The 12,201-nt window shown below is 65.0% G+C and carries 11 protein-coding genes; 2 read left to right on the top strand and 9 right to left on the bottom strand.

Annotated elements, in window-relative coordinates:
- Positions 1-298: 298 nt before the first annotated feature.
- Entirely contained in the window at positions 299-1,177 is an 879-nt protein-coding gene (locus ABN028_RS34360) for an acyltransferase domain-containing protein (protein ID WP_349699529.1), read from the bottom strand.
- On the opposite strand from ABN028_RS34360, the gene ABN028_RS34365 reads away from it, so the two are divergent.
- On the top strand, positions 1,086-1,472 hold the full coding sequence (locus tag ABN028_RS34365) for an NUDIX hydrolase (RefSeq protein ID WP_349699530.1): 387 nt from the start codon (positions 1,086-1,088) through the stop codon (positions 1,470-1,472). The two genes, ABN028_RS34360 and ABN028_RS34365, sit on opposite strands and share 92 nt — an antisense overlap.
- Positions 1,473-1,703: 231 nt before the next feature.
- On the opposite strand, the gene ABN028_RS34370 is transcribed toward ABN028_RS34365, so the two are convergent.
- The 7 genes from ABN028_RS34370 to ABN028_RS34400 form a co-directional block, all read right to left on the bottom strand.
- Positions 1,704-2,435, bottom strand: coding sequence for a DUF899 domain-containing protein (locus tag ABN028_RS34370; RefSeq protein WP_349699531.1), 732 nt, complete (start codon positions 2,433-2,435; stop codon positions 1,704-1,706).
- 43 nt (positions 2,436-2,478) lie between these two features.
- Entirely contained in the window at positions 2,479-2,958 is a 480-nt protein-coding gene (locus ABN028_RS34375; RefSeq protein ID WP_349699532.1) for an SRPBCC family protein, read from the bottom strand.
- On the bottom strand, positions 2,951-3,289 hold the full coding sequence (locus ABN028_RS34380; RefSeq protein WP_349699539.1) for an ArsR/SmtB family transcription factor: 339 nt from the start codon (positions 3,287-3,289) through the stop codon (positions 2,951-2,953). Before ABN028_RS34380 ends, ABN028_RS34375 begins: the two co-directional genes overlap by 8 nt.
- A gap of 238 nt (positions 3,290-3,527) precedes the next feature.
- Positions 3,528-4,529 (bottom strand): phosphotransferase family protein, encoded by a 1,002-nt coding sequence (locus ABN028_RS34385; RefSeq protein WP_349699533.1) that lies wholly within the window; start codon positions 4,527-4,529, stop codon positions 3,528-3,530.
- A gap of 488 nt (positions 4,530-5,017) precedes the next feature.
- Positions 5,018-6,160: an IS30 family transposase gene (locus ABN028_RS34390; protein WP_502879255.1), complete on the bottom strand. Its 1,143-nt coding sequence runs from the start codon at positions 6,158-6,160 to the stop codon at positions 5,018-5,020.
- 641 nt (positions 6,161-6,801) lie between these two features.
- The gene (locus tag ABN028_RS34395; protein WP_349699535.1) at positions 6,802-8,604 is read right to left on the bottom strand and encodes a calcineurin-like phosphoesterase C-terminal domain-containing protein; all 1,803 of its coding nucleotides are present in this window, start codon (positions 8,602-8,604) and stop codon (positions 6,802-6,804) included.
- Between the two features lie 122 nt (positions 8,605-8,726).
- On the bottom strand, positions 8,727-9,770 hold the full coding sequence (locus ABN028_RS34400) for a HupE/UreJ family protein (protein WP_349699536.1): 1,044 nt from the start codon (positions 9,768-9,770) through the stop codon (positions 8,727-8,729).
- 1,038 nt (positions 9,771-10,808) lie between these two features.
- Between ABN028_RS34400 and ABN028_RS34405 the strand changes: the two genes are divergently transcribed.
- Positions 10,809-11,393 carry a hypothetical protein gene (locus ABN028_RS34405; protein WP_349699537.1) on the top strand — a complete coding sequence of 195 codons (585 nt, stop codon included), beginning with the start codon at positions 10,809-10,811 and terminating at the stop codon, positions 11,391-11,393.
- A gap of 485 nt (positions 11,394-11,878) precedes the next feature.
- Here the strand turns inward: ABN028_RS34405 and ABN028_RS34410 are convergent.
- A partial coding sequence (locus ABN028_RS34410) for a GNAT family N-acetyltransferase (protein ID WP_349699538.1) occupies positions 11,879-12,201 on the bottom strand: 323 nt, incomplete at its 5' end.

The raw sequence follows: 12,201 nt of genomic DNA on the forward strand, positions 1-12,201 counted from the left end.
GATGCGCAGGGATGATGCGGTCGGTCAGTTCCACGTAAAGTGCGATCAGAAGGGTGTCCAGGTCGGCGATCACGAAGACCTCCAAGTCGGCGTGTGTAGACACGCCGATCCTGGACACCCTTCGCCCCATCACCCCAGGTCAGACCCAGCGTGTCGCACACATGTCCCGACCTGGTCAAAATTTCCGATCAACGATCTAGGTGAGATTTTTCACCGGACCACCTATCTGAGACGGTGCTGGTCGCAGCCGCAGAACTCCCACGCCCCTCCGGCCCGGCGTGGCCGGTTGTCCGTACCCCTACCGGATACCAGCAAACTCGGCCGGAGCGGCCGGGCGATTGTGGAGAGGGAACCAACCAGTCCGTGAGCGCCAGTGGTGGCCGGCTCGCAGGCGGGTGACGTAGGCGCGCTGCAGGGTCGTATCTTGCGGCAAGGTGTCGAGCACCGAAGGCTGGATATCCCGTTCGTCGTGCAGACGGTGGAATACGAAGTCCAGGATCGTCTTGTCGCTGGTATCGCCTGGATTGGGAAGCAGCCGAAAGCGTCGTTGGAACCTGATGAGGTTGGACTCTTCAGGAAGGTACGCGGCGAGCTGGTCGTCCATGAGCCAGGAACTGCACAGGAACGCGACCGGATTGTCGTCGAAATGGCGGGGGAAGAATGTCCGCGCTCGTGCGAACGATTCGTCGCAGTCGGCTGGACTCAGGCGGCCGCCTTCAGGGATGTGGGTGTAGATGGCGGATGCGCCGGGCTGTAGGGGTGGGTCAGTGAACGAGATGGTGGCCCGGTCGAACGCGAGTCGGCCGAGTCGGTAGAAGGCGCCGCGGAAGACCAGTGGTAGCGCCCACTGCCACTGCAGGCCGCTCGCACCATACATCGACCGGGTGCTGGTCATCTCGGCCCCGAGCTCGCCCAGGGTAGTCCAAGAAATAACGTCGGGGATGCCTCGCGCCGCATGGTAGCGACGCACGTGCGGCGTCATGGTCAAGTACAACCAGACGTACAGATGTCGCCCGACCGCGCCGGACCCGTCCGGAACGGCTGGCCAGCCACGGAATCCCCCGACTGGCTGTGGCGCGCCGAGATTGACGAGAACTTCTGCGAAGCAGGTCGTGCTCGCACGGCAGTTCCGGCCCGGTCCCGATCGGATGCTCGACGAGCAGCCAGGTGGCGCCATCGAGGAAGATGAGGAACCCGCTGAAGCGGCGGGCCGGGAGCTGCTCGAAGAGACCGGGTACGCCGGCGAGATCGAGATCGTCGCGGCAACCTGGGCGTCGGGCGGAGCGACCCGACGGCGATGGGCAGCAGTCGCAACGGGTTGCGAGCAGGTCAGCGCTCCATCTCCCGATGACGGCGAGTTCTGCGAGCCGGTCCTCATGTCCGTATCGGACTTCCGCGATCATCTCCGATCCGGACAACTCACTGACGTTGACATTGGCTACCTGGGTCTGGATCACTGCCAACTCCTTTAGCGAGCAGATGCGTCGGTGCGGCCACTCGGCCTAGCCCGAGTTGAGCGGATCCTCAAGCCGTCCGGTAAGGGATCGGCATACGAGACGGGGCGGTAGCCGCTACAGCACGGATTCGATCCGAGCCGGTTCGACAGCGGCGAGATCGAGGCGGCGGTCATGTCGAGGTGGAATCTGCCGTAGGGGTTGATGTTGGACCAGAACAGCCTGCTCACCATGCGCGGTGCCGACGTCTCACGCGTCTGGACCATCCGGACCATAGAGCGTGGCGATGTCTGGTGAGTCGAGCCATCCGCTGAACTTGGGGGACTGTGGCCAGCCTTCGGGCGAGTCCTGCCACTCCTCCCGTCGCCCGTAGGGCAGCAGATCGATCAGCGCGAAGGTGTGGCTGAGCTGCTCGGTGCCGCGGCCGTTGGTGTGCCAGGTGCGGTACACCGTGTCGCCGGAGCGGAGGAACACGTTGACCGCGAAGGTACCTCCGGGTGGAACCCCGACGTCGGCCCCGAACGTGCTGTTCGCCGTGGAGTACCAGGCCATCGTGTTCCCGACCCGCCGCTTGTACGCGAGCGCTTCGTCGATCGGCCCCTGGGTGACGATCACGAACCTCGCGTCGTAGTTGTCCAGGAACTCCAGCCGGGTGAACTGCGAGGTGAAGCCGGTGCAGCCCCCACACTGCCACTCCTGTCCGGGGAACCACATGTGGTGGTAGACGATCAACTGGGACTTGCCGCCGAAGACTTCCGCCAGCCGTACGGGACCTTCCTCGCCGTCGAGGGTGTAGTCGGGCATCTCGACCATCGGCATGCGGCGGCGTTGCGCGGCGATCGCGTCCAGATCACGGGTGGCGGCCTTCTCCCGGACACGCAGGGCGTGCAGCTCGCGCTGCCAGGTGTCGGCGTCGACAATGGGTGGTAGGGCGTTGGCGTTCAAGAGTTCCTCCGAGGTGTGTCCGACCGGGGTCTCCACGAATAGACCATGCCCGCGCGGACGTTGGTTGCGCGTCGCTGGTCTAGGTCTTTTCTGCGAGGTACTTGGCGAGCTTGTCGATCTCTTCGCCCATGCCGGCTCTGGTGTCGTGGAGCCCGGCCTCGTGGGCGCCCCAGGTCCAGCCGACCTGCTTCATACGCATCTCGGTCCTGCCTGCAAGGTCGGTGAAGGTGAGGGTGACGACCGACTCCTCGGGCAGGGGGTTGCTGAATGTCCACACCCAGACCAGCCGCTCTGGTTCGACGACCTCGCGGTACACGCCTTCGCCCGGCATCTCTACACCCGTGATGTCGTTGACCATGACCCAACTGAAAGCTCCGCCGGGCCGAAGGTCCATCTTGATCGTGGACAGCGGGACGCTATGCCCGTCGCAGCCTGCCCAGCATGCGAACTGCTCGGGATCGGTCCATGCCTTCCACACCAGCTCACGTGGCGCGTCGAACACGCGCACGATCGTCAGAGACCGTTCGAAGACATCCGAGACCACTTCAGTTTCAGGCATCGGCACGCCCCTTCTGGATTTCCTTCAGGTGAGTGTCGAGGCGGTCGAAGCTGCCTTCCCAGTACCGCCGGTACCGGGAAACCCAATCGGCCACATCCTCGAGCGGCTTGGCCTCCAGCCGGCACGGCCGCTGCTGCGCCATCCGACCGCGACTGATCAGCCCTGCCTTCTCCAGCACTTTCAGATGCTTGGATACCGCCTGCAGGGTCATCGAGAACGGCTCAGCCAACTCGTTGACCGTCGCCTCTCCATCGGCCAGCCGGGTCAAGATCGCCCGTCGTGTGGGGTCGGCCAGCGCGGCAAGAGTGCTGCTGAGTTGGTCCACAGGCATGTCAACCACCAAAACCATTCAGTTGATAAACCGATTGGTTGACTTTATCGGCTGCAGGGAGCCTGTCAAGCCCCGCACGTTGGCGGGCGTTGGGGCTGCGTCGACTGGCGATCCCGAATCCGGCGACAGGTCTGGTCGCGGAGTGTCCGCGGATCCCTCACCGGGCACAGTCAAGATTCCGCTCACGCTCCCAGATTCGGGTGCAGGTCACGATGTCCCGTCTAGGCGCGAAGACGACCTACCAGACGAGTCCGTCGAGATGGTTATGGCCGGAAAGGAGGCGAGCGATGCGGTCGTGCGCCGCTTCGCGTTCGTCAGGCTGGGGGTGGTGTGCGTATTGCGCGAGCTCCCCGTACATGTCATAGAAGCGCAACCGCTCGCGCAGATGCTCGCGCTCGAACAGCTCCGGATACGCGCCGTGCAGCCATCCCGGGACCTCTGTGAGTGTGGTCTCGTCGAGCCCTCGTTCGCCAGGTACGGGTGGGAACTCTCGCGCCCTGGCGCACCAGTGCAGGAGATTATCGAGCTCGACATCCGCCGGCTGAGCCAACGCCTCCGCGAAGTCGATCAGACCGGTGACGCGTCCTTGGTCGACCATCAGATTGGATCCATGGATATCACCATGGACGAGGACGGGTTCGTCGGCGGCGAACAACGCCAGCCGCTCCTGGATCCAACCGGCGACGTCCGCGAGCAGGCGCGCGTCATGACCGGGAAGTCGCCGGGCATCCTCGACCAGCTGGAGCGCCGCACTCACCACAGGTGGGTGGAACGCAGCCCACGGCTTCTTCCCGGCGATTGCGTCGGCCAGCCAGGGCGGCAGCAGATCGGCCGGGACAGGAATCCGGTGCAGGGCGCGCAACACAGAGCCGAGGCTTTCGATCATTGCTTGGCGTGTGGGCGAGTCCGCCGCCGGCCACGCTTCGTACAGGGTTCGGCCGGGCAGGCGTTCGGAGGCATACCACGGCCCGTCCGGCCCGTCGCCGTGGGCGAGGATCCTGGCGTGTGGGACCTCGCTGCCGGTGAGCAGGTTGACGACCGTCGCCTCGTGGCGATACGCGTCGCGGTGCCTTTGGTCGTTGATCAGCCGCACGACGTATTCGTCGCCGACCCACACGCGGCTAACCCAGCCGGCCTTGGACAGAAAGCGCCCGGTTGCTGGAAGACCAGCGGCCGCCAGCGTCCTCAGCAGCACCGGATCGGTCGCAGGCTCCACGAACGATGTTGATCGGGTGATCACAGTGCTCCTCAGAACGGCCGACAAGAGCATCAACGTATCGACCTCAACCGAACAGAACGATCGATTTTCTGCCCAACCAGAACTCGCGTGGCGTGGCAGCATGCACCCGGAGTACGTGCCACACACACCTTCTCCTGGAGGAAGTGCCGAAGGTTGGACCGGAGCCCCTGAGCCGGAAGCGTCCGTTAGCCGAACCGCCCGCGTACGGATAGGGATCGGCGGATTCTGGCGGTGGTCGCAACACGGCTGCTTGTTGGGGTGAGCGTAGCGAACGGAAACGGAACGGCCCGGGTCGCAGTGGCGTGAAGGAGAAGGTCGTGGCCGCCCGATCGGGGAGGATGAGGGGAAGGTCTCGCCGTCAAGGGCGCCTTGCGGCGTCGCTGGCGCGATGGGGCTGCGCCCCACCCTTGACTGCAAGCCCTTGCCCCTTTTCGATCGGCTGGCTATCGGGCGGCCACTCCCGTGTGGCGCACCACCGCCCCCGCCCGTTACGCCTGCAGCAGCGGGCCGATCAGTTCGTCGGGCTTGGCGTAGCCGTGCCTCTTGCGGGGCCGGTCGTTCAGTTCGGCGGCGACCCAGTCCAGGTCGGCCTGGCTGTGCACGGACAGGTCGGTCCCCTTGGGAAAGTACTGGCGTAGCAGGCCGTTGGTGTTCTCGTTGGTGCCCCGCTGCCACGGCTTGTACGGGTCACAGAAGAAGATCTCGATGTCAGCTGCGACCGCGACCTGTTTCCAATCCCGCATCTCCGCGCCCTGGTCCCAGGTCAGCGAACGACGCAGCAGCGCAGGAACGGTTTGGATCTTCGCGGCCAACGCCGGCGCGACCTGCTCCGGCTTATACCCCTCGGGCAGGTGCAGCAGCAGCACGTACCCGGTGGTCCGCTCGACCAGGGTGCCGATCGCAGTGGCGTTGTTCTTACCAATGATCAAATCACCCTCCCAATGCCCCGGCACCGCACGATCGGCCGCCTCGGCAGGCCGTTCGCAGATATTGACCATGTCTGGGATCCGGTTCTTACGCTGCCCGGCCTTGCGGCCAGGCTCACGCAGTGCCCGCCCAGTGCGCAGGCACTTGGTCAACTCACGGCGTAGCGCCCCGCGAGACTGCACATACAGCGACTGGTAGATCGTCTCAGCAGACACCCACATCTCCGGGTCATCGGGGAAGTCCTGCTTCACCCGGCCGGCGATCTGCTCGGGTGAGAACTTCTTCTCCAAGTCTTGCTCGACCTTGTGCCGCAGCGCCACGTTCGTGGCCAGCTTGCACCGCTTCGGACGCGACGCCCGCTCCCAGGCCGCCGCATGCGCGCTTGTTGCCCGATACTGCTCTGGAGCCTCGCCGTTGCGGGCCAGCTCGCGGGAGATAGTCGACGGGCTACGACCCAACCGGTAGGCGATCGAACGCATCGATTCACCGGCCGCCCTGGCAAGCGCGATCTCCTCCCGCTCAGCGAACGTCAAACACCGACCATCCAGGTCGCGTCCCCGCCGCGGCCGCACCCCACCAGCAGCGATCAACCACCGCCGGCCCTGCACCCGATACGTGCCCGCCGCAACCGCCGCATCGGTGATGAAATCCCCCCGCGCCATCGCCTCCCAGAACCGCTGATGAACCTCCGCAACCATCCGCATAGAGAACCGCACCCACAACACCACTCACCCATCGGGTGTTGCGATCACCGCTCGAACCCGGGGATCCTCAAACGGACGACCACCGGGCCGGGGAATTCGGTCGCCGACCGGATGGCGCCTAGACCAGGCTTAGACACCGTTCTCGGGCTTGAGTGGGTACGCCTGCTCGGTCACCGGGGACAACGTGCGTCTGGGTGATCAAGGGCTGGTCGAATGAGGAGATCCGAAACCAAGGGGGAGGAGGAGTTTGTCCCCAGCTTTCAGTGAATCCTCCTTTGGCTCCGGATCGTCGACCCAATCATGCGGCATCCTCGCCACGTGCCCACGGCCGGCGGCACGACTGGCGGCCGTTGACGGCCAGATGGCTGTCGACGGGTGTCCGGTGAGGGAGATGTCGCGCAATAGGCGACAGCGAGGACCGCGGGACAGCCCAAGGCTCCGCAGGTCCGGAAACGTTGGTCGATGGATGGGGTCGAGGACGATCTCAGCGACCTGGGAGGCCAGGTTCCCGCTGGCGTGGAGGAGTTGCCGTCGGGCTCCTCTACGAAGCCGACTGTGAAGTCTCGCCAGCACTGGAGTTGGCCCCGTGCACAGGGTGGTGCAGGACAGACGACCGGCCATCCGAGTCGGAGCCGCGCATACTAGCTCCCCAGCACGTCGAGCCGCTGGGACACCTGGGTGGTCTGCCCGTACGGATCGGTGCTCTTGATGGTGGCCGTGTGCTTGCCGGGACCAAGCTCCTGCGGGACCGGCAGTGTCCAGATGTGTGAGGACGGTTCCGGGTTGACTGGCCGTTCGGAGCCTTCCAGACTCTCCCGGAGGGCGTGGATGTAGGTGTCCAGGTTGCCGTTCGGGTCTCCGTCCGTCAGACCGAATGACGGCGGGTTATAGTCCATCGGCAGGAAGTCGCCGTTGTCGAAGCGGACTTCGACCCGGTGTCGTTCGCCTCCGTCGAAGACGTTCGCCTCTACTAGAGGTATCTGCGTATCGTTCCAGTCGCTGGGTGCGAACCGCGGTGCTGGGCTGATGCCACTTGCTCCGCTTGGGCCGGACGGAATCCAGACGGGTACTCCGTTGCTGAGCGTGTGATTGCCTTCGCCGCCGCGGAAGGTGATGCGCATCTGGAAGTCGGCGGGGAGGCTGGCGGGCTTGTAGCGCATCCGGTAGTCGTTGCCGTCGACGTCGAGGAAGTAGTAGCCGTTGGGGTTGCCATCCGCCATGTCGGCGGCGGGGACACCACGGGCGTCGGTCGGGCCGGTGTTCCAACCTCCGCCTTGGACCTGGGCGAGGACTTGGTGGTGGAAGGTGCCCTTGCCGGGCCACGCTGCCGGGTTGGTGCCGGGTGGTGTCGGGCCCATCTCGCCTGGCTCCATGTAGGTGTGCCAGCTGTTCGACATGTCGTGGCCGGAGGTGCTGAAGATGTGCTTACGATCCTTGAGCACCTCGAAGAGCTGGTCGAGGTTCACGGTGTTCTGGGCCTGGTGGCCGATGGCCTCGGTCCTGAGCGGGATGTGTGTAGTGATGACGATCAGTTTGTCCTTCGAGACATAGGCAAGATCGTTGGCAAGCCACTCCAGGCGACGCTCGTCGAGATAGCCTCGGTATCCGCGTCCTTGGCCGAGGTAGTCGACGTTGTCCATGTTGACGAAGTGCGCCTGACCGTAGTCGAAGGAGTAGTCGGTCGGGCCGTAGACGCTCTTGTACGTCTCGGTGGAGTAGGTGTCGTCGGGTACGTCGTAGTTGATGTCGTGGTTGCCGGGCAGGTTCCACCACGGGATACCCATCGTCGCGATGATCTCGTTGTGTGGTCCGGAGAGATCAAGTGGGTCATAGACGACATCGCCGGCTGTCACTCCGAAGGACGCGTCGGTGTCGGTGAGTTCGTTTGTCACGTCGGTGCGAAGGTCATCCAGCTCGGCGAGCGTCTTCGTCTGCGGGTCGGCGAAGACGAGCGCCTGGAATGTGTCGGACTCTTTCTCCTTGTACAGGGGGAAGTTGACGGACTCGGGTAGCGGACGGGTTGGTGAGATTCCGGGATAGTCGGTCTCGACTGGTGACCCGTTGGGGTAGTGGATGTAGTAGAACTTCGGCAGCTGCTTGTCGTCGACGGGGACCATGTGGCCCGACGGTTTGGTCACGAAGATGATCGTCTCGTCGGTCACATTGATGCGGTAACGCCCGTTCCTGTCAGTGCGCACGACCTCGCGCCCGTTGGAGACCGACACGTTCCCGACACCTGGCTCTTGAGCGTCCTGCTTTCCGTTCTTGTTGCGATCTTCGAACACCACGCCGGTGGCGACCTGCGGCCCGGTCGCCGCGGCTCGCGCCCTGGATTCCGCCGGCTCGAACGCGGGCTTGCCTATCGCCATCATTGCCAGTGAGAGTGTCCCCGCGAAGAGCGTCCTGTGCATTGCCTTCTTGTTGAACCATCGGGTCTCGGCCATGTTCGGCACCTGTCATCGGTTCCTTTCTCGACTGTCTTCTGTCTATGCGTTCGTGAGCGGAAGCCGGAGTTGGCCGTCGTTGAACCTGCCGTCCATCGGCCGATGGGAAGAGCGCCGTTCAGCTATGCCAGCACGAGCCTCTCGACGAACCACACGACGCCGAGGATCGTGATCACACCGGTCGCGCCGAAATGTACGTACCTCGACCACGTGAACGTGCGTACGAAGAGGAACATCGGGAGGAGCAAGGCCACCATGAGCGCCTGCCCGAGCTCGATGCCGACGTTGAAACTCACCAGCGACGAGACCGCCGACCAGTCAAGATCGCCACTGAACTGGAGCGCTCCGGCGAAGCCCATGCCATGCAGGAGGCCGAAGCCGAAGACCACCGGCAACTGATACCTCGCTCCAGGTCGGCCGAGGGCGTTGGCGGCAGCGACGTAGGCGATGGACAGGGCGATCAGCGGCTCGACGACGGACGACGGCACGGTCAACACGTCGATGGCGGCCAACACCAACGTGGCACTGTGCGCCAGCGTGAACGCAGTGACCACGCCCAGCACCTCACGCAGTCCTCTGGCACCGATCAAGAGCGCTACCACGAAGAGGACGTGATCCAAACCGCCGAGGATGTGATGGAAGCCCAGAGCCGCGAAACGGTACACCTGGCGGACCAAGCTTGCCTCGCCCACGAGCAGTTCCCTGCGCTCGGCGTCGAAAACGAATTCCCCAGTCTCGCCCGCCAGGTGGTAGCTGGCCACATTGCCATGTCCCGGGTCCAGATCCCCCACGAGCACCGAGTACCGGATCTCGTACTCGCCCGTGCCTGGGCAGTCGTAGAGCAGCGAGACCCTTGCATAGGGCTGCTCGAAGCGCCGCTCGACGCCGGTGTCTTCGATCCCGGCGTCGCAGACCACTCCGTCCACGAGCACCTGCAGATGCCGATCGAGGTACTCGGCGGCCTCGTCCTGGCCTCTCTGGAGCTCCCGCTCGGCGTCATCGGGTGAGGTGCCCCCTGGTTCACCTATAGCGGCCACCGTCGCGAACGCGGCGTAGTCGACGACCAGCTCGTAGCGCACGTCGTCGCCGTGTTGGGCGATCTCGGAAAAGCCCTGCGTATCCAGAGTGTGAGCGGCTGCGTAACCGGGGAGCAGAATGACGACCAATAACGACGCGAGGACGACCGTGAGGCAACTCGTCGACGCGATGCGCGCCGATCCCCTCCATGGTCGCGGCCTGTGGTCCAGGCAGCGACCGCGCCCGCAGGCCGTGTCTCCCTGCCTGGACACGCCGGACCCCCACTTACCCTTGCCTGCCCGCAGGCCGGCTGGCTTGCTTGACAAGGCCCCGCGTGGATGTATACCCGTTTCCACTGGTGGAACAACACGCGAGTTCGCTGGGCGCCCCTCCAGCTCGTCGTATGACACTCTCCAGTGAAAGATCGACCAAGCTATGGGACCGGCCTTAAGCGTGGCCCGTTTGCCAGTTTGGCGCAGTTCCGGGTTGCCAGTCAGGCCGCCATCCCGCGCAGCCTGCGCCTGCACTGCGCTGCGGTATCCGGTGTTGGACCACCAGTCATCCGGTGACTCGCGCAGGGCCGGGATCATGCCGGCGACCAAGACCAAGGCATCGGCGGCGAGCCGGTCGGCGACCAGGGGGCGGTGAAGGCTCCGTACGACTGGCCCGCGTCGACGGAGGTCCTTTCGGCTGCCGACGGCTCAACGGCCGTCGTGCTCGCCTCATCACTATTCACATCCGGTAGAAGGATGTTTGGTCTCGGCGGTTCGGCTCAGCAAAGCTTTGACCACGCGACACGTCTCGGGGCTGTCCGCAAGGGGAACCACAACCGTCCGTGCCTAGGGCCTCCACGACGAAAACAACGCGGGTGTACGCAGGGGATCGGCTTGCGTACACCCCGCATTGTCGTCGTGGTCGGCCTTGGCATCGGCGGTTGACGTTCGCCTAACGGACACACGCGACGATGATGCCGGCGCTCTGGATCTTCTGTGCTGCCGGAGGTGCTTAGCCTCCAAGTTGTGCCCTCACAAGTCGAGTCGAGCCAACCATCCGCCGCACAGGCCCGTGGCACGTCCGGGCAGACCGCTGCCTCAGGGTCTCGGATTCGCCGCCGGCTCCGCTGAGTGAACCCCACGGCCGGCTGCTACGTTCGACAGCTTCGCCAGAGGGCCATGCCAGGAGGCACGATGGATACGCCGACGACCTATGTGGTTACCGACATCGAAGCAGACGGACTGACCCTGGGCGTCAACTCGATGATCAGTTTTGCTTCTGTGGCGGTCGGGGAAGACGGCGCCGACCACGGACGCCTCACCATCAACCTGAAGCCGTTCGAGGGCTCCCGACCCGACCCCGGCGCCATCGCATGGTGGCAGACCAACCCCGAGGCATGGGCTGAAGCCACTCGGGACCCGGTGGAACCCACTAAGGCGATGACCGAGTTCGCCGACTGGGTGCGTTCACTGCCGGGTCGCGCGGTCTTCGCCGCCCACCCGCTCATCTTTGACGGAACATGGATGGCCTGGTACGTCGAACGCTTCGCTGGACTGCCGTTGTTCGACCGCCACCGCCAGCCGGGACTGATGGCCGGAGGTATCGACCTGGCCACGCTTGTGATGGGCGTCCACGGCTGGTCATTCGAAGCCTGCCGCCTGGACAACTACCCTGAGGAATGGTTCGGTGGCCACATACGTACCCACGCGGCCCTCGACGACGCCCTGGGCTACGCACATCTGCTGAAGGAACTCCTTTCAAGCCGCAAGATCAAGTAGGTCGTGCCGACGTGTGTGGCCCAGTCCGCGGGCACCAGCCGCCGGCCGGACCAGCCCCGCAGCATGCTCCGGACATGACCTGCCGAGTTGCGGACGTTAGCGCTCGAGCTCATCGCAGCGGATCGTCCGTACGGGGATCCGCTTACGAGACGGGTGTTTCGAGTTCGCCGCCGCCGTTGAACACTGTCTAGTCGTTCGGTCGAGGTTCCCTACCGGACACCCCAGCAGCCGTTGTCGAAGTGCCCCCTCCATACGGGATCAAGGCGCGCTAATGCGGCGCACCGGCCGGCCATCGCCCCAGGGGGGCGCCCGTGATCGTTCCTTCTGCCCGTGACCTTGCCGTGCCGTTGTAGGGCGAGGACCACGAGCGCGGTGATCTCGCTCCCTGACCTCGGCGGTGGACCACCTAGTGCCACCTGTCCCTCTCGTCTGCTGAGGTCGTGCCGATCGGTATGGGCGGGCGGCAGTTGTTGAGGCGAGCGCTGCTAGAAGTCGATGCGCATGAGGATGCGCCTGGTGGTGGGTCTGCTCACCTCGACGAACCCGGCGGCGGCGAAGACGGCGGGGGTACCGACGTGTCCGACCTCGGTGCTGTGGGGATAGCCCTCCAGGGCGCGGGCGCCGCGTTGTCGGGCGAAGTCGACGGCGGCGCGGGCCAGTGCCCGGCTGATGCCGCGGCGCCGGAAGCCGGCCCGGGTGACAAAGCACGTCACCGCCCACACGCTGTCATCGGTCTTGTCTTCGGTTCGACCGGCCCAGGGGACGGGGCAGTGGCTCAGCAGGCGCGGGTTGGACGGTCGCGGGTCGA

It is taken from the genome of Actinopolymorpha sp. B17G11 (genome assembly GCF_040196095.1).
Taxonomy (GTDB): domain Bacteria; phylum Actinomycetota; class Actinomycetes; order Propionibacteriales; family Actinopolymorphaceae; genus Thermasporomyces.